25 protein-coding genes are annotated in these 21,800 nt (G+C 59.8%); 23 read left to right on the top strand and 2 right to left on the bottom strand.

Features of this window, described 5'->3' with window-relative positions:
• The first annotated feature begins 1 nt into the window (after position 1).
• From GZH91_RS04050 to GZH91_RS03940, 23 genes are all read left to right on the top strand, one after another.
• Positions 2–598 carry a riboflavin synthase gene (locus GZH91_RS04050; RefSeq protein ID WP_147074503.1) on the top strand — a complete coding sequence of 199 codons (597 nt, stop codon included), beginning with the start codon at positions 2–4 and terminating at the stop codon, positions 596–598.
• A complete protein-coding gene (gene ribBA / locus GZH91_RS04045) occupies positions 595–1,686 on the top strand; it encodes a bifunctional 3,4-dihydroxy-2-butanone-4-phosphate synthase/GTP cyclohydrolase II (protein ID WP_147074504.1) in 1,092 nt (363 codons plus the stop codon). The genes GZH91_RS04050 and ribBA overlap by 4 nt, the downstream gene beginning before the upstream one ends.
• 60 nt (positions 1,687–1,746) lie before the next feature.
• Positions 1,747–2,214 (top strand): 6,7-dimethyl-8-ribityllumazine synthase, encoded by a 468-nt coding sequence (ribH, locus tag GZH91_RS04040; RefSeq protein WP_147074505.1) that lies wholly within the window; start codon positions 1,747–1,749, stop codon positions 2,212–2,214.
• Positions 2,211–2,648 (top strand): transcription antitermination factor NusB, encoded by a 438-nt coding sequence (gene nusB, locus GZH91_RS04035; RefSeq protein ID WP_147074506.1) that lies wholly within the window; start codon positions 2,211–2,213, stop codon positions 2,646–2,648. Before ribH ends, nusB begins: the two co-directional genes overlap by 4 nt.
• 48 nt (positions 2,649–2,696) lie before the next feature.
• Positions 2,697–3,656 carry a thiamine-phosphate kinase gene (gene thiL / locus GZH91_RS04030; protein ID WP_147074507.1) on the top strand — a complete coding sequence of 320 codons (960 nt, stop codon included), beginning with the start codon at positions 2,697–2,699 and terminating at the stop codon, positions 3,654–3,656.
• A complete protein-coding gene (locus GZH91_RS04025; protein WP_147074508.1) occupies positions 3,637–4,125 on the top strand; it encodes a phosphatidylglycerophosphatase A family protein in 489 nt (162 codons plus the stop codon). Before thiL ends, GZH91_RS04025 begins: the two co-directional genes overlap by 20 nt.
• Positions 4,122–4,616, top strand: a complete 495-nt coding sequence (locus tag GZH91_RS04020) for a CinA family protein (RefSeq protein WP_147074509.1) — start codon at positions 4,122–4,124, stop codon at positions 4,614–4,616. The genes GZH91_RS04025 and GZH91_RS04020 overlap by 4 nt, the downstream gene beginning before the upstream one ends.
• A 76-nt stretch (positions 4,617–4,692) precedes the next feature.
• Positions 4,693–5,715: a recombinase RecA gene (recA, locus tag GZH91_RS04015; protein WP_147074510.1), complete on the top strand. Its 1,023-nt coding sequence runs from the start codon at positions 4,693–4,695 to the stop codon at positions 5,713–5,715.
• A gap of 84 nt (positions 5,716–5,799) precedes the next feature.
• Entirely contained in the window at positions 5,800–6,246 is a 447-nt protein-coding gene (recX, locus tag GZH91_RS04010) for a recombination regulator RecX (protein WP_147074511.1), read from the top strand.
• 409 nt (positions 6,247–6,655) lie between these two features.
• The gene (locus GZH91_RS04005; protein WP_147074512.1) at positions 6,656–7,771 is read left to right on the top strand and encodes a glycosyltransferase family 4 protein; all 1,116 of its coding nucleotides are present in this window, start codon (positions 6,656–6,658) and stop codon (positions 7,769–7,771) included.
• Entirely contained in the window at positions 7,764–8,516 is a 753-nt protein-coding gene (locus tag GZH91_RS04000) for a DUF2334 domain-containing protein (protein ID WP_147074513.1), read from the top strand. The genes GZH91_RS04005 and GZH91_RS04000 overlap by 8 nt, the downstream gene beginning before the upstream one ends.
• Entirely contained in the window at positions 8,513–9,535 is a 1,023-nt protein-coding gene (locus GZH91_RS03995) for a lysylphosphatidylglycerol synthase transmembrane domain-containing protein (protein ID WP_147074514.1), read from the top strand. The genes GZH91_RS04000 and GZH91_RS03995 overlap by 4 nt, the downstream gene beginning before the upstream one ends.
• 511 nt (positions 9,536–10,046) lie before the next feature.
• Positions 10,047–10,604: an RNA polymerase sigma factor gene (locus GZH91_RS03990; protein ID WP_147074515.1), complete on the top strand. Its 558-nt coding sequence runs from the start codon at positions 10,047–10,049 to the stop codon at positions 10,602–10,604.
• Position 10,605: 1 nt separating this feature from the next.
• A complete protein-coding gene (locus tag GZH91_RS03985; protein ID WP_147074516.1) occupies positions 10,606–11,178 on the top strand; it encodes a hypothetical protein in 573 nt (190 codons plus the stop codon).
• 67 nt (positions 11,179–11,245) lie between these two features.
• Complete coding sequence (gene sorA, locus GZH91_RS03980) at positions 11,246–12,532, top strand: SorA family sulfite dehydrogenase catalytic subunit (protein WP_147074517.1); 1,287 nt, start codon at positions 11,246–11,248, stop codon at positions 12,530–12,532.
• Positions 12,533–12,542: 10 nt separating this feature from the next.
• Positions 12,543–12,899: a SorB family sulfite dehydrogenase c-type cytochrome subunit gene (gene sorB / locus GZH91_RS03975; RefSeq protein WP_147074518.1), complete on the top strand. Its 357-nt coding sequence runs from the start codon at positions 12,543–12,545 to the stop codon at positions 12,897–12,899.
• A 404-nt stretch (positions 12,900–13,303) separates the two neighbouring features.
• Positions 13,304–14,059, top strand: coding sequence for a putative sulfate exporter family transporter (locus GZH91_RS03970; RefSeq protein WP_147074543.1), 756 nt, complete (start codon positions 13,304–13,306; stop codon positions 14,057–14,059).
• 419 nt (positions 14,060–14,478) lie between these two features.
• Positions 14,479–14,667, top strand: a complete 189-nt coding sequence (locus tag GZH91_RS03965) for a hypothetical protein (protein WP_147074519.1) — start codon at positions 14,479–14,481, stop codon at positions 14,665–14,667.
• Positions 14,649–15,422 carry an MBL fold metallo-hydrolase gene (locus GZH91_RS03960; RefSeq protein WP_223264611.1) on the top strand — a complete coding sequence of 258 codons (774 nt, stop codon included), beginning with the start codon at positions 14,649–14,651 and terminating at the stop codon, positions 15,420–15,422. The genes GZH91_RS03965 and GZH91_RS03960 overlap by 19 nt, the downstream gene beginning before the upstream one ends.
• A complete protein-coding gene (locus tag GZH91_RS03955; RefSeq protein ID WP_147074520.1) occupies positions 15,419–15,775 on the top strand; it encodes an ArsR/SmtB family transcription factor in 357 nt (118 codons plus the stop codon). The genes GZH91_RS03960 and GZH91_RS03955 overlap by 4 nt, the downstream gene beginning before the upstream one ends.
• A complete protein-coding gene (locus GZH91_RS03950) occupies positions 15,775–17,046 on the top strand; it encodes an MFS transporter (RefSeq protein ID WP_147074521.1) in 1,272 nt (423 codons plus the stop codon). Before GZH91_RS03955 ends, GZH91_RS03950 begins: the two co-directional genes overlap by 1 nt.
• Positions 17,047–17,059: 13 nt before the next feature.
• Positions 17,060–17,404: a DsrE family protein gene (locus tag GZH91_RS03945; protein WP_147074522.1), complete on the top strand. Its 345-nt coding sequence runs from the start codon at positions 17,060–17,062 to the stop codon at positions 17,402–17,404.
• Positions 17,405–17,643: 239 nt separating this feature from the next.
• Positions 17,644–18,336 (top strand): transposase, encoded by a 693-nt coding sequence (locus tag GZH91_RS03940; RefSeq protein ID WP_147074523.1) that lies wholly within the window; start codon positions 17,644–17,646, stop codon positions 18,334–18,336.
• A gap of 35 nt (positions 18,337–18,371) precedes the next feature.
• Here GZH91_RS03940 and ycaO read toward each other — a convergent pair whose 3' ends face one another.
• Together ycaO and pmbA are read right to left on the bottom strand one after the other, a co-directional pair.
• Positions 18,372–20,087 (bottom strand): 30S ribosomal protein S12 methylthiotransferase accessory factor YcaO, encoded by a 1,716-nt coding sequence (gene ycaO, locus GZH91_RS03935; RefSeq protein ID WP_147074524.1) that lies wholly within the window; start codon positions 20,085–20,087, stop codon positions 18,372–18,374.
• A 328-nt stretch (positions 20,088–20,415) separates the two neighbouring features.
• A complete protein-coding gene (gene pmbA / locus GZH91_RS03930) occupies positions 20,416–21,753 on the bottom strand; it encodes a metalloprotease PmbA (protein ID WP_147074525.1) in 1,338 nt (445 codons plus the stop codon).
• Between the last annotated feature and the right edge of the window lie 47 nt (positions 21,754–21,800).

Here is a 21,800-nt window from a genome sequence, read left to right as displayed (position 1 = left end):
CATGTTTACAGGCATTATTCAGGCAGTAGGCAAGGTGGCGGCAGTGGAACCCAGAAACGCGGATGCACGCCTGGTGATCGACGCCGCCCATCTGGATTTGAGCGACGTGGCGCCAGGTGACTCCATCGCCTGCAACGGTGTGTGCCTGACCGTCGTGGCGCTGGGTGCGGCGAGCTTCTCGGTAGACGTATCGGCAGAGACTTTCCGCTGTACGACGGGCTTTCCTGAACACGGCCTGGTCAATCTGGAAAAGGCGCTGCGCCTGTCCGACCGTCTCGGCGGACACCTGGTTTCCGGCCATGTGGACGGGGTGGGTGAGGTGCTGCATTTCGCGCCGGCCGGGGATTGCTTCGAACTGGTCATCCGAGCTCCCGGCGATCTGGCCCGCTTTGTCGTCAGCAAAGGTTCCATCACCGTCAACGGTGTGAGCCTCACCGTTAATCGCGTAGACGGCGACCGTTTCAGCATCAACCTTATTCCGCATACGCTGGAACATACCAATCTGCATACGCTCCAACCTGCCAGCCGGGTCAATCTGGAAGTGGACATGATGGCGCGCTACGCCGAACGCATCCTTAATTATCGAGATCAAACATGAGCCTGAGCCCTATCGAAGACATCATCGCCGACCTGAAAGCCGGAAAAATGGTCGTACTGGTGGACGAGGAAGACCGCGAAAACGAGGGCGATCTGGTGATGGCGGCCGAATTCGCCACCCCCGAAGCGATCAACTTCATGGCCAAGCACGGACGCGGCCTGATTTGCCTGACGCTGACCGACGAGCGCTGCAAGCAACTGGGCTTGCGCCAGATGGTGGCCGATAACCAGACGCCCTATAGCACTGCTTTCACTGTCTCCATCGAAGCCGCCACAGGGGTTACCACCGGCATTTCCGCCGCCGACCGGGCGCTTACCATTCAGGCCGCCGTCGCCAAACACGCCAAGGCCGCCGACATCATCCAGCCGGGCCACATTTTTCCGCTGCGCGCCCAACCCGGCGGCGTGCTGATTCGTGCCGGCCACACCGAGGCAGGCTGCGATCTGGCCGGGCTGGCCGGCCTGGAACCTGCCGCAGTGATTTGCGAAATCCTCAAGGATGACGGTACCATGGCGCGTCTGCCGGATTTGCTGGAATACGCCAAAATTCACGGCCTGAAAATTGGCGCAATCGTCGACCTGATCCACTACCGCAGCCACAATGAAAGCCTGGTGGAGCGTGCAGGCAGCCGCTGTATCGAGACGGTTTACGGCGAATTCCAGCTCATCGCCTACCGTGAAAAAATCTCCGGGGCAGCTCATCTGGCCCTGGTCAAGGGCGAAATCAGCGCCGCCAGCGAAACGCTGGTGCGGGTACACGAGCCAGTGTCGGTGATGGACATGCTCGAAGTCGGCAGCCGTACCCATGCCTACAGTGTCAACCAGGCCCTGGCAAAAATCGCTGCGGTGGGCAAGGGCGTTGTCGTCCTGCTGCACCGTCCGGAGAGCGCAGCAGAACTGCTCACCCGCGCTATGCCTGAAGCCGGTGTCAGGCTTCCGCAAAAATGGGACGCGCGCAACCATGGCATTGGCGCGCAGATTTTGAAAGACGTCGGCGTGGGCAAAATGCGCCTGCTGGCTACTCAGCGCAAAATGCCGTCGCTGGCGGGATTCGATCTGGAAGTGACAGGCTACGACGAGAACACCTGAACCCGCCCCCGCCTTGCACAGGCAATACATGCAATCCAGTCTCATCAGGAGAAATAAATCATGGCAAGCTACGACGATATTCCCGAACTTGAATCCAGTCTCGACGGCAGCGCATTGCGTATCGGCATCGTCATGAGCCGCTTCAACATGGACATTTGCGAGGGTTTGCTGGCGGCTTGCACCACCGCACTTGGCAAACGCGGCGTGAAAACCGGCAACCTGCTCCTCGCCACCGTGCCGGGTGCGCTGGAAATTCCGCTGGCGCTGCGCAAAATGGCCATGAGCGGAAAATTCGACGCGCTGGTGGCGCTGGGCGCCGTGGTGCGCGGCGATACCTATCATTTCGAGGTGGTTGCCAACGAAATGGCCAACGGTATCGCGCGTATCCAGCTCGATACCGGCGTGCCTATTGCCAATGGCGTATTGACCACCGATACCGATCACCAGGCCACCTCGCGCATGTCGGTAAAAGGCGCCGAAGCGGGCGAATGCGCGATCGAAATGGCCAACCTGCTCAAACAGCTATGAGCGGCAATCGTCGCAAGGCCCGCGAATTCGCAGTGCAGGGCGTGTATCAGTGGCTGCTCAACCATCAGCCGACTGCCGATATCGTCAAACAGCTGCGCGACGATCCCGTGTATCGCAACATTGATGAAAAAATGTTCCTGGCACTACTGAATGGCGTGGTCGATGAAGCACCGGCGCTGGACCTGCGGCTCGCTGCCTATCTGGATCGCAAGCCTGCGGAACTGAGCCCGGTGGAGCATGCCATTCTGCTGCTGGGCACGCAGGAGCTGCTGCATCATCTGGAAGTGCCGTATCGCGTCGTCATCAACGAAGCGGTCGAACTCGCCAAGATATTCGGCGGTACCGATGGCCACAAATACGTCAACGGCGTGATGGACAAGCTGGCTGCCGAGGTGCGCACAGTGGAAGTGAACGCGCCGCGCCGCCAGGGTTGATGACCCAGAAAACCGCAAGCTAACCGCCAGGATGGCAATGCAACATCCATGACTTCCGAATTCGGCCTGATTCAGCGTCATTTCTCCCGCGCCACACCCGGCGCGGTGCTGGGAGTGGGCGACGATTGCGCCCTGCTGCAACCCGCAACCGGGATGCAGCTCGCCGTTTCCACCGACACCCTGGTCGCCGATGTGCATTTTTTCGCCGATGCCGACCCGGAAAAGCTCGGCTGGAAAAGCCTCGCGGTCAATCTCTCCGATCTCGCCGCGATGGGTGCCGCGCCGCGCTGGGCGACGCTGGCGCTGACACTGCCGGAAGTAGACGATGATTGGCTGGCGGCGTTCGCAACGGGACTGTATCGCTGTGCCGATCAATTTGGCGTGAGCCTGGTGGGTGGCGACACCACGCGCGGCGCATTGAGCCTCACCCTCACTATCCTGGGCGAGGTGCCGCCCAACCAGGCCCTGCGTCGCGACGGCGCTCAGGCGGGCGATGAAATCTGGGTATCCGGCACGCTGGGTGACGCAGCACTGGCACTTGCCGCCCTGCACGGCCGGGTCAATCTGACTGACGCCGATCTGATCACCCTGGCAGCGCGCCTATATACCCCCACGCCGCGTGTCGAACTGGGCCTGGCCTTGCGCGGGCTGGCGCGCAGCGCAATCGATGTGTCGGATGGCCTGCTGGCTGACTTGGGGCATATTCTGGCGCGCTCCGGTGTAGGTGCCATCGTTGAATATACGCATTTGCCATTGGGTGAAATCGTCCATGACTATGCCGCACATCCGGAATTTGATGCCTGCGTACTGAGCGGCGGTGACGACTACGAGCTGTGTTTCACTGCACCCGTCGCACACCGTAAGGCACTCGGCGAAATCGCCGCCCGCCTCGGCGTGCGGCTCACTGCCATCGGCAGCATTCGCGCCGAGCCAGGCCTGATAGTGCGCGATGCACAAGGACAAGTTCTGGATATGCGCCACACCGGCTATGACCACTTTTCCGCCTGACTGGCGTTTCATCACCCGCCACCCGGCCTATTTTCTCGCCTTTGGTCTGGGCAGCGGACTCGCACCCAGGGCGCCGGGCACGTTTGGCACCCTGGCCGCGCTGCCGCTGTACTACCTGCTGGCCTGGTTCGCCACGCCGACCCAGCTGTACCTCATCATCGGCATCGCGGTTGTCGCCGGCATCTGGATTTGCGGCAAAACCGGACGCGATTTGGGCGTGGCGGATCACGGCGGCATCGTCTGGGATGAGATTGCCGCGTTCTGGATCGTGCTCGCTGCCACCCCGCAAACGCCGCTGTGGGTCGCCGCTGCCTTTGGCCTGTTCCGGCTGTTCGATATCTGGAAGCCGTTTCCCATCCGCCAATTCGATGCGCGCCTGAAAAATGGCTTCGGCGTCATGCTCGACGACTTGCTGGCGGCTGGCTACACTTTGCTGGCACTGTTCCTCGCGCAAAAAATTCTGCCATGAGACCGACCGACGCAGCACTCTACCAACTGGCCGAACAAACCGGCCAGGCCCTCAGCCGGCGCGGCATCATGCTCGCCAGCGCCGAGTCCTGCACCGGCGGCTGGGCGGGCATGCTGATCACCGCCGTGCCGGGCAGCTCGGCCTGGTATGAGCGCGGCTTCATCACCTACAGCAACGCCGCCAAACACGACATGCTGGGGGTGAAAAACGCCACGCTGCAAGCATCGGGCGCGGTATCCGAACCCACCGTACTGGAAATGGCGCAGGGCGCACTCGCCCACAGCCGCGCGCAGATCGCCCTGGCCATCTCCGGCATTGCCGGGCCCGGCGGCGCCACCCCGCAAAAACCCGTCGGCACCGTGTGCATAGCCTGGGCGATGCAGGACGGTACCCGCCTCGCCACCACCTGCAGGTTATGCGGCGACCGCGATGAAATTCGCGCGCGCGCCGTGGCTGCCGCGTTGCGCGGGGTGATTGAGTTGCTGGACTAGACAAAAACCATTCGCCCGTGGCTAACGGGTTCTAACGGTTTATGCCATAATCCCGCACTAATTTGAGGAAAAACACATGGACGAAAACAGAAGCAAAGCCCTCGCCGCCGCCCTGGCACAAATCGAAAAAAGCTTCGGCAAAGGTTCCATCATGCGCCTCGGCGATGGCGAAGTCGTGCGCGATATTCAGGTGGTCTCCACCGGCTCCCTGGGCTTAGATATTGCGCTGGGCGTCGGCGGTTTGCCGCGCGGCCGCGTGGTTGAAATCTTCGGTCCGGAATCCTCCGGCAAAACCACGCTCACCCTGCAGGTCATCGCCGAAATGCAGAAACTGGGCGGCACCGCAGCGTTCATTGATGCCGAGCACGCGCTCGACCCGCAATACGCACAAAAACTCGGGGTGAATGTCTCCGACCTGCTCATCTCGCAGCCCGACACCGGTGAGCAGGCGCTGGAAATTGCCGACATGCTGGTGCGCTCCGGCTCGGTGGACGTGGTGGTGATAGACTCGGTGGCGGCGTTGACTCCCAAGGCCGAAATCGAAGGCGAAATGGGCGACTCGCACATGGGCCTGCAAGCCCGCCTGATGAGCCAGGCGTTGCGCAAGCTCACCGGCAACATCAAGCGCACCAATACCCTGGTGATCTTCATCAACCAGATCCGCATGAAAATCGGCGTCATGTTCGGCAACCCGGAGACCACCACCGGCGGCAATGCACTCAAATTCTACGCCTCGGTGCGCCTCGACATCCGCCGCACCGGCGCAATCAAGAAAGGCGACGAAGTGATCGGCTCCGAGACTCGCGTCAAGGTCGTCAAGAACAAGGTCGCGCCGCCATTCAAGCAGGCTGAATTCGATATCCTTTACGGCGAAGGCATCTCGCGCGAGGGGGAAATCATCGAGCTCGGCGTGGAGCACAAACTGGTGGAAAAATCCGGCGCCTGGTATGCCTATAACGGCGAAAAAATCGGCCAGGGCAAAGACAACGCGCGCGAATACCTGCGCGAGCACCCCGAGGTCGCCCACGAGATTGAAAATAAAGTGCGCGCGGCGATTGGTGTCGCACCGATGGCCGTTACGGCAGAAGTCGGCGCGTAATTATCACCGCGATGCCGTCATTTCTGGCCAAGCCTGGAATGACGGCATAAACCTGGAACCGCGGCACCGGCTGGAAGCATGGTAATGCCCAAGCCCCCTGAAAAATCCCTGCGCGCGCGCGCGCTCGAAGCCCTCTCCCGGCGCGAACATTCCCGCATGGAACTGATGCGCAAGCTCGCCCCGCACACCGACAGCCCGGATGAACTGAATACCCTCCTCGACGACCTGCAAGCGCGTGGCTGGCTATCCGATGCGCGTTACGCAGAGCAGATGGTCAATGCCAGACAAAGCCGCTACGGCAGCCGTAAACTCGCGTTTGAATTACGCGAAAAAGGCATCGACGAAGACCTGATCAACACTACCCTGGCCAACGTCCGCGACACCGAACTGGAACGCGCCCGCGCCGTATGGGCGCGCAAATTCGGGCAGATTCCCGCCAGCGCGCAGGAACAAGCCAGGCAGATACGCTTTTTGCAGAGCCGGGGATTTGTGTGGGACGTGATCCGGAAAATACTGGGCACCATCGAATAGCCGCCAGTGCCAGAACCAGGGTGGACCGGGTAAATACATGCATAAGGCTCATTTTTATCGCCCCTTGATAGAGATACCGGCAGAACACATTCGGATCATCAGTTATGGTGTATAAAAATGTCGTACCCATTGCGGCAATATAATAATGTGCGCAAACAGACATACACTTGCAGTCAAAGACGGCAGAATAATGCCTAACTATTGACCGTCGCTTTGATCCGTGCATACTCTTCAATCCGTCAGTTTCACGCCTCGCTTCAAGGCACGATCATTTGCCCAATGTGTCCTGGGAGCCCGGACTTAAAGGGAATCGGCTGTGCGGATTGCCTGCTTGAAGCTTTTCGCTACGATTCTTCAGGTCCGACAGGCTCCTGGATAAATTGTAAGGTCGCAATGGTAAGCTCCACGTATGCATATCGCTGACGTCACCATGTTCTATACGCCGGTCAGTGGCGGCGTACGTACCTATCTTGAAGCCAAACACCGTGGGTTGACGGGACGCGCGCAACACAGCCTGGTTGTTCCGGGTTCGCAACGCGCCCACCATGATTTCTTCCACACTGTACCGGCGCCGCTACTCCCTTTTGGCCATGGCTACCGGTTTCCGCTGCGCAAAAAAAGCTGGGTGGACACCCTGACCCGGCTTCGCCCGGACCTCATCGAGGCTGGCGATCCTTACGTCACGGCATGGGCCTGCATAGACGCGGGACAATGCCTGGGCGTACCGGCGGTCGGCTTTTATCACTCCGATTTGCCGCGCCTGGTGAATTCCCGGCTCGGACACTGGACGGATCCTTTACTGGACAGCTACATATGCAAACTTTACCGCCAGTTTGACCGCGTTCTCGCACCCAGTCAGGTGATGGCCGACAAACTGCTCAGGCTGGGCGTGGAAAGGGTGAGACTGCAACCGCTCGGGGTCGATACCACGCAATTCCATCCGCGCCATCGGGATCCGTCCCTTAAACAGGCACTGGGCATTGCTGACGGCGTTTACCTGCTCATCTTCGCCGGCCGCGCCGCACGCGAAAAAAATATCCCCATACTGCTCCGGACCATGGAACTATTGGGCAAAAATTATCATTTACTATTGGTTGGGCCGGGCATGCCGCGCGGCGTGCCAGACAACGTCAGCGTGATCCATGAGTATGTCCCGGCTGACCGGATCGCCCGCTATCTGGCCAGCAGCAATGCGCTGATTCACGCCGGTGACAGCGAGACCTTCGGCCTGGTGGTGCTCGAGGCAATGGCGAGCGGCATTCCGGTAATCGGCACCCGCAAGGGCGCGGTCGCCGAACTGGTCGTGCCCGGTTGCGGCCTGCTGGCCGAAACGGTGAGCGCCCCGGCACTGGCGCAAGCCGCGCGCAACCTGTTTGCCGACGGCCACCATGGCATGGGTCGCCTGGCCCGCAAACGGGTCGAGGAGTTTTATGCCTGGGACAGGATACTGGTTCAACTCCTCGGGCAATATCACGAATTAACCGGCCATACAGACCAGAAAACAGAGGAAAGCCGCCGTGCCTGATCAGCCTGCCAGCCTTGCCGTCAGTGTGGTTCTGCATGACGTGACGCCGGCAAGCTGGGCGGTCTACCGGGACTTCATCCATGCGGTGGATGCCATGGGAAGCGTACCCTTGACCTTGTTGGTAGTACCCGACTTCCACCGCCAACTCCACCTGGACCGCTTTCCGGACTTCAGGAACGCCATCGAGCAGCGTATCGCACGTGGCGACGAAGTCGTTCTGCATGGTTATTATCACAACGATGACAGCCCCCTCTACCCCAGCCCGGTGAATCTGTTCATGCGCCGCATCTACACGCATGAAGGCGAGTTCTATAGTCTGGATGAAATGCGCGCCAGGGAACGCCTGGAATGGGGACTGGAACTGTTCAGCCGCTATCATTGGCCGGTGGCCGGCTTCGTCGCCCCGGCCTGGCTGATGAGCAAGGGAACGCAAGCCGCCCTGCGCCACTTCCCGCTGCGCTACACCAGCGACCTGAGCGGACTCATCCGCCTGCCGGATTGGCAGCGCCTGGACACGCCAACGCTGGTGTGGAGCTCGCGCAGCGCCTGGCGGCGTCTGGCCTCGCGCCACTGGAACCGGTTCCGTCTGACGCAAAGCTTATCCAGCCCCCTGTTGAGGCTGGGTCTGCATCCCATAGACATGCGCTATGGCGAGGCCGTGCGTTTCTGGCTGGAAACACTGGAAACACTGTTAGCCACCCGAACTCCGCAAACCAAGGCGCAATGGGTGAATAGCTGCCCATGAGGCGCTCCCTCTGGCTTGTGGCGTTTGGGCTGGTACTGGGTCTGAGTATTCCGCTGTTGTATGGCGGCAGCGGTCTGTTCCAGCGTCTGGCGACATTTCCGTTATCCCTGCTGGGCGTGGTGCTGACGATGATTTTCGTCGGCTGGAATTTCAACGCCGGGCGCTTGCGCCTCATGCTCAGCGGCATCGGGCAGCCCATGGCGCACGGACGTGCCCTGGCCACGGTCATGGCCACTGAATTCGCCTTTTGCGCCACACCGGCGGGCAGCGGCGGTCCCCTCACCTATGTATTCCTGCTGCGACGCCATGGCGTACCCGGCAGCGATGGCGCTGCCCTGTATGCGCTGGATGTCCTGATGGATATGCTGTTCTTTACCACGGCACTGCTTGTCATCGCGCTTGCCCTGTTCATCCAGCCAGAACAGCTGCGGGCAGGCTGGCAGCTTGCGCTGCTGGCAGGATTGCTGATGAGCGTCATGGCCCTGGCATGGCTGGCGGCAAGACACCATCGTTCCGCCTTGCTATGGGGTGGCAAGCACTTGCGGAAGTGGCGGGTTTCCCCTGCTGCCCGCCGACGCTTGGCTCGTATGCTGTTGCGCTTCCGCCAGGGATTGCGTCTCACCCTGGGCCTGTCACGCGCACGCCTGCTCGCCATCTACGTGCTGTGCGTGGGCCATTGGCTGATGCGCTATAGCATTCTGTATGTGCTCATTGTGGGGCTGGATCGTCATATCTCCTGGGCCTACAGCTTCCTCATCCAGATGCTGGCGCTGACCGCCGGCCAGTTCAGCATGCTGCCCGGCGGCAGCGGCGGCGTTGAATTGAGCTTCACCGCGCTGCTGGCGCCGGTGCTCGATCACGCGACGCTGGGCGCAGTCCTCCTGATGTGGCGCTTCACCACCTACTACTGGTACCTGATCGCAGGCGCACCGGTTTTTGCCCTGTTCGCAGGCAAGGCGCTGTGGCAGCATCCGGGAAACGGCGCCCCGAAAAAGGCCGGGGAGAAGGTGGGGGTGTAGCATGGGCGCCAAACGAAGCGCATGTCGATCGAGCTAATTTGCCTACAACAGAGGTCACCCACCAAGCCGAAAACACACCGGAAAAAACAGAATCCGGTGCTGCCCATTTTTTTATGCGCTTAACTCTATTATCCGTAGCAATGGAGGGGGGATCTTATAAAGCAAGATGTGGCCTTTTTGTTTCAAAAAGCGGCGCTTTTGGGTTCCCGCCGCGCTGCGCGTTCCGCCACCCGGTTAGCTAACATGTTATGCATTAAATAAAGAAAATAAAACGAGATTTCCGCTTTTGGTCATCATTCTACTTGTTGCCGCAATTAGCGGTTGTGCACATGATCCCGCTTTGTTGTCCCGGCAAGGGGTAGCACAGGAAATGGGGAGAACAGTCGGAATGACGCTGGCGAGGCTGGCTGTCTCGTAGCTTCACCGCAAAGCGTCGACGGGTGTTACAGGTCGAAGACGGAATTTTGTTGACCTGATGGAATGACGCGGCCTACTCCGTGCTCTTATACACATGTTTCAGTTATTTCAATCAGCCGAGTCCAGCTATAACCAATGGGTGCGCGAGCACTATCGCTTCCTGTTGCGTAGCGCATGGGCTTTGACCGGCTCGCGCGCGGTGGCCGAGGACGTGGTGCAGGACTGCTACGCCAACGCCTGGAAACACCGCGACCAGTTGCGCCAGCCCGAGTTGGCGCGCGCCTGGCTGTTCCAGATCATGCGGCGCGGCGCGCTGCGTCATTTAACGCCGGGACCACAGTCGCTGGACGACGCGGATCTGCCCGAGCAGGAGGCGCCCGATGTCGGCCTGGATGACAGGCTCGACGTGGTGAAGGCGCTGTCCCGCATCGCACCGATCCACCGCGAGGTGCTGGTGCTGTACTACTTCGACGACATGCCGACCACGCAGATGGCCGAAGCGCTGGAGATTGCGCCAGGCACGGTACTCTCCAGACTGGCTCGGGCACGCGACGCGCTGAAGGCGGCGATGGCGGTGCCGACGCGACCGCAACCCTTATGCAGCCCTGGCACCGCACCTGCCGTCCCGGCCACCGTGCTGCGAAAGGTTTGAGATGACCCATGATCCCCAAGACAGCGAGTTTGACCTGCGCGTTCGCGCCGAGTTGGCGCTGGCCTTTGAACCCGGCCAGGCGCCGGCGCACTTGCTGCGGCGCACCCCGTTGCTGGCGCGCCGCCACATACAGGGCAGCATCGGCGCACTACTGTTGCTCGTCACCGGTGTAGGCGGTGTGCTGGCGATGCGCCCGCCCGCGCTGGTGCGCGATGCGATCGAACACGAGTACTACGAGCGCACGCTGCGCGGCAACTTCATGGAGGCCCGGTCGCTGCTCAAGCACTTGGGTCTGGGAGATCGGCAGATCGTGCCCGGCTACCCGCAATTGATGCGGCCTTGCGAGATCGACGGCAAGCTGGCGTATCACCTGACCACCTTCTTCGAAAAGGGCGGCATGGTCACCGTGTTCGCGTTCGACGCACCAGTCAAACTGAAAGAAGGCAGTGGCTGGTGGGGCAATGTCTACTGGCAGGTGGTCAGCTCGCGCGAGGGCAAGCCGCTGGTGCTGGTGGCCCAGAAGAAGAAAGCCCTGGCCTTCGCGCAGGCCAGTCTCACCAAGCCGTCCGGATAGTTCGGTCCAGCGCACGGGCATCCGGCACCCAAACCATAAGAGATACCACCATGAGGAGACAAAAAAAATGAGCAAGACCTTGATTTCACTATCCCCCCCTGAGGCGAAAGACAGTCAGACTGCGGCACCCTATCAGGAATCGCGACGCACGCTATTGAAATATCTGGGTGCGCTCGGTGTCGGCGGCACTCTGGGGGCGGGGCCCTTGCAGGCGCTCGCCGCTGGTGCCGCGCAGGTGATGTTGCCGTTCGAGAATGGCGAGCGCGAGCTGGTCGCCTTTCCTCAAAAGCGGCCGCTGATTCTGCTGACCAGTCGGCCGCCGCAACTTGAGACACCCTTTAGCGTCTTCAATGATGGGCTGATCACGCCGAATGATGCCTTTTTCGTGCGCTATCACTGGAGCGGCATTCCCACCTCCATCGACCCGCAAACCTACCGGCTGCGCGTGGGCGGCAAGGTGAATACCCCGCTGGAGTTGTCGCTCGACGAACTCAAGCGCCTGGCTGATCCCGTAGATATCATCGCCGTTAACCAATGCTCGGGCAACAGCCGCGGTCACTTCACGCCGCGCGCCAACGGCGGACAGCTCTCCAATGGGGCGATGGGCAATGCACGCTGGACCGGGGTGCCGCTGAAGAAAGTGCTGGAGAAGGCTGGCGTGCAAGCCGGCGCCGTTCAGGTGAGCTTCAACGGCATGGACATGCCCCCGATCGAAGGCGGTCCGGATTTCATGAAGGCGCTCAATATCGATCATGCCCTCGATGGCGAAGTGATGCTGGCCTGGGCGATGAACGGCGAGGACTTGCCCATGTTGAACGGCTACCCGGTGCGGCTGATCGTGCCGGGTTACTACGGTACCTACTGGGTGAAGCACCTGTCGGACATCCACGTGCTGGACAAGGCGTTCGACGGTTTCTGGATGAATACGGCCTACCGCATCCCCGACAACGCGTGTGCCTGTGTCGAGCCGGGGACGGCACCGGCCAAGACCACGCCGATCAACCGTTTCAACGTCCGCTCCTTCATCACCAGTCTCACCGACGGGGCCAAGGTACACGCCGGGCGGGAAACCGTGGTGCGCGGCATCGCCTTCGACGGTGGCTATGGCATCGCCGAAGTCGCCTTCTCGTCCGACGGCGGCCGCACCTGGAACGCAGCGCGCCTGGGCAAGGATCTCGGCCGCTATTCGTTCCGCGAATGGACGGCGGCATTCAAACCGCCCCGCAAGGGAACTTACGAGCTGAAGGTGCGCGCGCTCAACCGCATCGGCCAGAGCCAGCCCATGACCGGGTTGTGGAACCCTGCGGGCTACATGCGCAATGTCGTTGAAACCACGCGCGTCGTCGCGGCATAAGGAGGAACCAATGAACATTCAAAAAAACAAGTCTTTGCGGGGCGTGCTCGCGCTGCTGATGTCGCTGACGTTGACCTCTGCGGTCTGGGCGTTGGAGATCACCTTGCCGGAAGAGACCGCGCGCTACCAGCCGAGCGATCTGCCCGGCTATCCACTGGTGCAGCAAAACTGCCTGGTCTGTCATTCGGCTCAGTACGTGCAATATCAACCGCCGTCGCCACGCACTTACTGGGAAGTCACCGTCAAGAAAATGAAGAAGACATTCCATGCACCGTTCGCGGACGAGGACATCCCGGCGATGGTGGATTACCTGGTGAAGACCTACGGCGCCGAACAACCAAGGCATAAAAATAGGGTCCGACCCTGAGGTTTCCCCACAAATTCACCCTGCAGTGCACGAAGAAGACAGCGCATAGAGTGGTCGTAGTAGCTCTTGTTTACTGAAGAGATACTGGTTTTGTCGAACGATCTGTAACGCCAAAGAGATCACTGACAATACCGGGCGACTACGCCGGGAGTTGCTTTTGTAGGACAGGCTGTTGCGGAGTATACAAGCACAAAAACAGCGCATGGATGGCCAAGTTTAAGCACTTCATGCGTTGAGCGCACCTTGAATCTTTCTGTCCTCCAAGAGGATTTAATTTATTAAGGGTTCGAGGGGCTCAAGTATTGGTTGATGGTCGTAGTTACTCTAAGGCTTAGAGTCCCGAAACCATTGAACAGCCTTGACAGTACCACAGTCAATAAACCGACAACATGGAGGAAGCCAACATGACAACGCAGGATTCGTGGAACGAAAGCAGCGAAGTGGCCAAGGTACGCAGGCCAGGTTGGGGGGATCTGTATCTGAAGGAGGATTGGTGGGCAATCTGGATCGGCATCGGCATCATGGTCATCGCCGTCCTCCTGTTCGCCAACGGCAGCACATTTCTCAAATCGCTGGCCATCAATCCTGGTGGTCTTAAATGGACGTCATTCGGACAATTGACCGATCACTTCTCGCAACATGCCGGGATGTATTCCCTCCAGTTCGTCACTTGGCTCGTGGTCTTCGGCGTCACCACCCATATCATGGGGATCAAGCTTTCTCAATTTGTGCCATCGTTCGTCTTCCTCTACATCATGGCGATCATCATGTTCGCGATCGCCGGATGGGCAAATGCGGCCCAGTTTAACCTGGAACCGCCATTGGTCGCATTGGTGGTTGGCCTGGTCATCGCCAACTTCGTAAAGTTGCCGCGGTGGATGGATGCCGCCTTCCGGGTGGAATACTTCATCAAACTCGGCATTGTGCTGCTAGGGGCGACCTTTCCCATTACGCTGGTGCTCACGGCCGGGCCAGTAGCCATCGCCCAGGCGACCATTATCTCCTTGGTCACTTGCACGACGATTTATTTCCTCGGCACCCGGGTGTTCGGCCTGGATCGTAAGCTGGCCGCCGTGTTAGGTGTAGGCGGATCGGTTTGCGGGGTGTCGGCATCGATGGCGATCGCGGCTTCGGTAGGGGCGAAAAAAGACCACCTCTAGGGAAAAATAGGGTCAGACTCGACATATAAATAGCAGAAAAATAGGGTCAGACTCGACATATTATCTGACCTGAACTATCATGCGTTAACCTTGACAAGCTCTGACACAAACCATGGCCCGCCTGCCTCGCTATAACCAATGACATCCTGCAGAAAGTCATTCGTGCCAATCGCCGCATTGGCTCCAAGAAGAACGAAGCACTACACTAGCAGCGCAGCGGTCAGCGTGGCGCCTGGCGTTCGCGCAAGTAATCTGCAAACGCGGACAGCTTGGTTACGCGCTGTGTGTTGCGCTGATAATGTCAAAGGCAGCGTAATATCCGAGTTCCGCGATTGAATTCGCATAGGGGTTGAATGGCCCCCGCATGAACGGGACATCGATGGCATTCCGGACTGTTCGACCGTGCGCCGAAGTAGCACGTGATCGCCAGCAACCGCGTCGAATCGGCCGAACACACCCTGCTCTGGTATCCCATTTTCCGCCTCGGCCCCTCCAAACCCCTGCAACAGGATCGTGATATTTCAATCGCGGAATTTGGGGGATTGACTTCGGTTGACAAAACGCCGCACAATGGCGCCAATCAGTTTAGATGTTTATTAACTATTTAACTTTAAAGGATGAGACGATGTTTTTCAAACAACGTAGCAGCGCAGATGGGACACTCTCGTATTTTTATGGCTGCGGCGGCAAGGGACTCGCTATTGCCGTGGACGTCGTCGCTGGCGACGAGGCGTGGTTTGTGGCCGAGGCAGAGAAGGCAGCGGTCCGCATCAGCTTCGTTATCGACACGCATATCCATGCAGATCACCTCTCGGGCGGACGCGTCCTGGCGGAACGAGTCGGCGCATCCTATTGCCTGCATGAAAGTGATCAGGGCCAGGTGCAGTTTCCCATCCGAGGACTCCAGGACGGCGAGGTGCTGGATACGGGCAATGTGACGACTCGAGTCTTGCACACGCCCGGTCATACCCCAGACAGCATCTGTCTCCTGGTGACCGATCTGCGTCGCAGCCAGGAACCATGGTTCGTCCTCACCGGCGATACCCTCTTAGTCGGCAGCGTCGGGCGACCCGACCTGGGGGGCGCCCCCGAGGTCTTGGCCGGGCGAATCTACGACAGTATTCATGGCAACCTGCTGAACTTTCCCGATGATCTGGAGATTTTTCCGGGTCACTCCGCCGGGAGCGTCTGCGGTGCGGGACTGTCAGGAAAACCCTCCTCCACGCTCGGCTTTGAAAAGCGCTGGGATCCCTATCTGAGTATGGACCGGGAGAGCTTCATCGCTCAACTCGTGGCCACCATCCCCGATCGGCCGGCGGAGATGGAACGCATCATGGCGGCCAATCTGGGGATGGCGGCATGACTTCGGAGACCGTCCGTTTCGCCCTCTTTGCCGAGGTCTTCGCCGCGCTCGCGCACCCCAAACGTCTGGAGATCATTCATACTCTGGGTCGGGGTGAGCATACCGCCGGACAGTTGGTGGAACTGACTGGCCTATCCAAGGCGAATCTTTCCCAGCATCTCAATATTCTCAAGGCGCGCGGCCTGGTGCACTGCGACAAATGCGGCACCTTCTGCCATTACCGCCTGACCAGCCCCAAGGTGTTGGAAACCTGCGAAATCCTGCGTCAGCTCATCCTCGAGCAGATGAACCTCACCACTCAGCATCGTGAGGAAATGGCCGAGGTCGTCCCGATTCGCAAAGAGGCATTCTAATGAATAGTGCGACACGGGTGGCAAAGACACACCAAAGAGGTATCGGTGTTAATCTCGGCCAGTTTTTGATGCTGACCACGCAGGTCTTCTTCGTGGGTCTTGTCATCGGCATGGAGCGCAATGTGCTGCCGGCCATGAGCCAGAACTTCGGCGTGGCCCGGGGCGCGTTTTTCTTCCTGGCCTCCTTCGTCATTGCTTTTGGCCTGGTCAAGGGGGTGCTCAATTTTGTGGCCGGCGGCCTGTCGGACCGCATCGGCCGCAAGCGCGTGATGCTGTATGGTTGGCTGGCTGGTATTCCCATACCCCTCTTGATCTTCTTCGCGCCTAACTGGTGGTGGATCGTGGCCGCCAATATCTTTCTGGGCATCAATCAGGCCTTCACCTGGACCATGACGGTCACCAGCCAGATCGATCTCGCGGACCGCCATCAGCGGGGACTTGCCGTTGGGATCAACGAAGCCATGGGCTATGTCGCCGTAGGTCTGGCAGGGCTCGTCACCGGTTATCTCGCGGTCCTCTATGGGCCACGCTGGACCCTGCTGGGTTTCGGCCTTCTGGTCATCCTGGCAGCGCTGGTTCTGCTCTTGTGGATGGAGGACACCCTCGCCTGGGTCCATGCGGAACATGCCCAAAACCGGCAGTCGCCTGGAGCGTCCCAGCCCGCACAAAAAGCGGGGTTATGGGCAACCTTCGTGCGCGTGTCCTTCCAGGATGTAACCTATCGGGCTTTGTGCCAGGGGGGCGTGGCCAACAAGATCGCCGATACGCTGGTCTGGGTGCTTTTCCCAATTTTTTTCCGGTTGCATGGATTGGGAGTAGTCCGCATCGGCTGGATTACCGGGGTCTATGCCATGGTCTGGGGGTTGTTCCAGCTATGGACCGGTCATCTGGGCGACAGGATCGGTCGCAAAACGCCATTGGTCCTGGGTTTTGCCTTACTGGCAGTGGGCTTGATGGGAACGGCACTAGTCACTTTTTTTTGGGCATGGATCGCCACCGCCACCGTCATGGGGCTGGGGATGGCCCTCCTCTATCCCAACCTCATTGCCGCCATGTCCGATGTCGCACCGCCCTTGGAACGGGGGCAGATTCTCGGTACCTACCGTTACTGGCGGGATACGGGCTATGCCATTGGAGGTGTGATGCTCGGTTTGGTGGCGCAATGGCGCAATGAAGTCTTGCCCACGATCTGGCTCACCGCCATTCTCGTGGCCCTATCCGGTCTATGGATTGCCTCGGCCGTGCAGGAAACCAATTCCATATCCAGTTAACTTTGAGGTTACCATGACCATTGCACTAATCCTTCTACATGCAAGTCCAGAGGCTGAGAATTTCCGCGCCCACACGGCCGTGCGCCTAGCAGGCGCCATGCTGGCGGACGGCAAGGATGTCACGATGTTCCTGGTGGAAGAAGGACTCCACCTGATCCATCCGGCGGGTGCCGACGACAACCCGGCCCGCCAACTCTTCATTGAACTGCTGGAAGCGGGCATGGCGGTGCAGGTCTGCGGTGCCTCTCTGCGCAAACTCGGCTGGAACGAAAGCAATCTCCCCGCGGGTGTTATCAAAAGCTCCATGAAGACCCTGAGTGCCCTCTTGAGCCAAGCCGATGAAGTGGTTTCCATATAAACCGAGTGGAAAATACCTGATGAGATCAAGCAAACTGCTTGCGTTAACTTCTCCTTGCCACGTCCCTTGCCAGCCTCAGTCTGCCTGCATCTGCGCGCAGACGACGCGGCCGTCAAAGCGATGGAAGTAAATAGGGTCAGACTCTAGAGTAAATAGGGTCAAAGTAAATAGGGTCAGACTCGACATATTATCTGACCTGAACTATCATGCGTTAACCTTGTCAAGCTCTGACATAAACCATGGCCCGCCTGCCTCGCTATAACCTCCCCGGCCAACCCCAGCACGTCATTGTGCGTGGCAATAATCGGGATATCGTTTTCGTTGCAGCCGACGACTACCGCTTTTTCCTGGCGTGTCTGGAGGAGGCCGCAATGCGTAACGGTTGCGCCATCCACGCCTACGTACTCATGACCAACCACGTTCACCTGTTAATGACACCCGAGCAGGAGAACAGCATCGGCAAAACCTTGCAGTCGGTGGGACGGCGTTACGTACAGTATTTCAACTATGCGCAGAAGCGCACGGGCACTCTGTGGGAAGGCCGCTTCAGGGCGACTTTGATCGATAGCGAAGCCTATCTGCTGACCTGTTATCGGTATATCGAGCTTAATCCAGTGCGCGCCAATATGGTGACTCATCCGAGAGAATACCCGTGGTCGAGTTACGCCTGTCATGCGGAAGGGAAGCCTGATAAGCTTGTGACCGATCATGCGCTGTATCGTGACTTGGGGAAGACAGACTCGGAACGCCAGTCCGCCTATCGGGGGCTGTTCAAGGCGCGCCTGAGTCAAGGCACACTTGAAGAGATTCGCGAAGCGACGAACAAAGCGTGGGTATTGGGTTCTGACCGTTTCAAGGAGCGTGTCGCTGCGGCGGCAACCCGGCGCGTGGCCCCCCTACCGAAAGGAAGGCCGCGAAGCCGGGAGAGTTAATCGAGTCTGACCCCATTTTTTTAAATCCCCTTGAATCAAGCCCGATTCAATTTTCTGTATGCGGCCAGCAGCCGTTGATGCATATCGCACCCCGCCAATTCCGCGCCGGGGGCCTGCAGGTCAAAGAAGCGCTGTTCACCGCGCAACATGGCCTGGGCTTGCTGCAGGGTATCTGCGCCGTAAAGCGTTTGCAGACTGTCGCTGTAGAATACGGCGTCGTCCATGGATAGCAGGGCTTCGATGCAACGGTAGACACGGCGCCGAGCGGGGTCGAGCTGTTCGAAGTGACGCACCCAGTGACAGCCTGCGCGGATCGCTTCGCTGTCGCCGATCGCCAGCGCCAGCAGGGTCTTGAGTTCGCCCAGGCGCAGGTCTTTCCACAGCGTACCGGCGTCGGCGACGAGGCCGATCAGTGCGGCGACGGGACGCTGGTCGTCGAGGGCGAGTTCGTCGAGCTGGTCCAACAGCTCGCTGCACGCCACCTCATCGAGTTGCGCCAGGTTCAGGATGGCGTGGCGCAGCAGGTTACCGACGCTGTTGTTGTTCCATTCCAGGTCGTCGGCGGGATAGATTTCGGACATGCCGGGGACGATGATGCGGCAGGCATACACGCCCAGATCAGGGAAATCCGCGATATAGATGTCGCGCTCTTGCGCGTGGATGCGTTCGCATAGCCAGGCATATTCCTGCTCGGTGGTGCCGTTGAAGCTCCAGTCGGCGAAATCATGATCGGGCGTGGCGCGCAGGAATTCCCAGCTGATAATGCCGCTGGAATCGACGAAGTGAATTTCCAGGTTTTGCGGATCGGCAATTTCTTCCAGGTCGAAACCGGGTTCGGGGAAGTCGTCCAGCGCATCCAGCGCGCGGCCCTGCAACAGTTCGGTGAGCGCACGCTCCAGCGCGATTTCAAAGCGCGGGTGTGCGCCGAAGCTGGCAAAGCAGCCCTGGTCGCGCGGGTTGAGCAGGGTGACGTTCATCACCGGGTATTGCCCGCCCAGCGAGGCGTCCTTGACCAGGATGCCGAACCCAGCGGCGCGCAGGTCGCGGATGCCGGCCTCGATTTTGGGATAGCGCGCAATGACGGCTTCCGGCACATCGGGCAGGCACAGGCCCTCGGCGATGATGCGGAACTTGACGTGGCGCTCGAAGATTTCGGACAGTGCCTGCACGCGCGCCTCAGCGGGGGAATTACCCGCCGACATGCCATTGCTTACATACAGGTTGCCAATAATGTTGACCGGGAACCACAGCGTGGCGCCGTCGCGCTGGCGCTGGTAGGGCAGCGCGCAAATGCCGCGTTCGGCATTGCCGGAGTTATGTTCCACCAGTGCGCGCGCATGCACCGTCGCTTCAGGGTTATAAAACGCCTGCAACCCGGCATCCAGCAAATCCTCCGGCCAGTGGCCATCCGCGTTGAATGGAAACCATTTTTCTTGCGGGTAATGCACATATTCGCGCCGGGCAATGGTTTCGCCCAGATAGTAATGCGTCCAGAAATAATGGCAGCCGAGGCGCTCGAAAAATTCGCCCAGCGCGCTCGCCAGCGCGGCCTTTTGCGATGCGCCCTTGCCGTTGGTAAACAGGATCGGGCAATCTCGGTCGCGGATGTGCACCGACCAGACGCTGACGATGGGGTTGAGCCAGGAGCGTTCCTCAATGTGGAAGCCCAGCGCCGCCAGTCTGGACTGCATGGACTGGATGGAGGATTCCAGCGAAGCGTCTTTACCGGGGATGAAACTTTCAGTTTGCATAGTGGTTTCCATGAATGACCTGAAACGGCAATTTAATTAACCCTATGGTTAACTGCTTTTCCAGAATGAATCTGCACCATTTCCTCGGCAGGAAATAATCGCCGTAGTTGTCTTGCTGCAGCGGCACATCGATCATGCCGGCGTCAAGTGCCTGCGCTTGACGCCGGTCAAACCGGGGCAGGCAATGAGCCCGGCAGATCAGCCAGCACCCGGCCGCGCGCCAGGGTCAGCAGTGCTTGCATGTTGGCGCCCGAATTGTTGTCAGATCGCCCCCAGCAGGCACAGCCAGACTACGACTCGCCCTGTTGGCAGGCAACCCCTCACCAAATCACTCCCCGGCCACGGTCATGCGCTCAATCAGGATCGAACCGGTCTGCTTGGAGCCGCGCGCTTCGACGTCGCTGCCGATGGCGATGATCTGCAGGAACATGTCCTTGAGATTGCCGGCAATGGTGATTTCTTCCACCGGGTACTGAATCACGCCGTTTTCCACCCAGAAGCCGGCCGCACCGCGCGAGTAGTCGCCGGTGACGGTATTGATGCCATGGCCAAGCAGTTCAGTGACCAGCAGACCGGTATCCATTTTTTTGAGCAGGGCGGCGAAATCTTCGCCGGTACTGGACAAAATCAGGTTATGGTTGCCGCCGGCATTGCCGGTGGACGGCATCCCCAGCTTGCGCGCGCTGTAACTGCTGAGGAAATAGCCGCCCAGCACGCCGTCCTTGACCAGGTCACGATCCTGCGTGGCCACGCCTTCATTATCAAACGGGCTGCTGGCCAGCCCCTTGGGGATATGCGGGCGCTCGGCAATCTGCACGAGCGGGGCAAATACCTGCTGACCAAGGCTGTCGAGCAGAAACGACGACTTGCGGTACAGGTTGCCGCCGCTGGCAGCGGAAACGAAATGCCCGAGCAGTCCTGCCGCCACCGGCGCTTCAAACAGCACCGGCACCTGGCCGGTTTTCACCCGGCGCGCATCCAGCCGACGCAGGCTGCGCTCGCCGGCACGGCGGCCCACGGTGGTGCCGGCATCCATGTCCGCTGCATCGCGCGCAGTGGTATACCAGTAATCGCGCTGCATCCCTGCTGCCGATCCGGCAATCACCGCGCAGCTGATGGCGTGGCGCGAGGTCGGGTAGCCCGCCAGAAAGCCCAGGCTGTTGCCGTACACAAACAGCGACTCCTGGGTATTGACGCTGGCGCCTTCGGAATTGCTGATACGGCTGTCCACGGCGAGCGCGGCGGCTTCGCACTCGCGCGCTGCGTCAATCGCCTGCTCCACGCTGTACGCCCAAGGATGGTAGAGGTCGAGATCGGGAATGTCGCGCGCCAGCAATGCTTCATCCGGCAGCCCGGCAAAGCTGTCCTCGGCAGTGTAGCGCGCGATGGTGAGCGCCTTGTCCACCGTGGCATGCAGCGCCTCCGTGCCAAAATCGGAAGTGGACGCGTGGCCCTTGCGCTGGCCGATGTACACCGACACGGCGATGCCCTTGTCGCGGTTGTATTCGATGGTTTCCACTTCGCCTTTGCGCACCGTCACGCTCTGGCCGAATCCGGCGGAGGCCTCGGCTTCGCAGCCGGTGGCGCCCTGCTGGCGGGCGTAAGCAAGCATGTCGTGGACGAGGGTTTGCAGGTGGTCGCTGGAATGGCTGAATCGGTCGGTCACGGAGACTCCAGGAGAGAATGCCTAAAAAGCCGTTATCATAGCAACAT

It is taken from the genome of Sulfuriferula plumbiphila (genome assembly GCF_009938015.1).
In the GTDB taxonomy this organism is placed as follows: Bacteria; Pseudomonadota; Gammaproteobacteria; order Burkholderiales; family Sulfuriferulaceae; genus Sulfuriferula; species Sulfuriferula plumbiphila.
The sequence above is the reverse complement of the archived record's forward strand: the minus strand, read 5'-3'. Positions and strand labels throughout refer to the sequence as shown.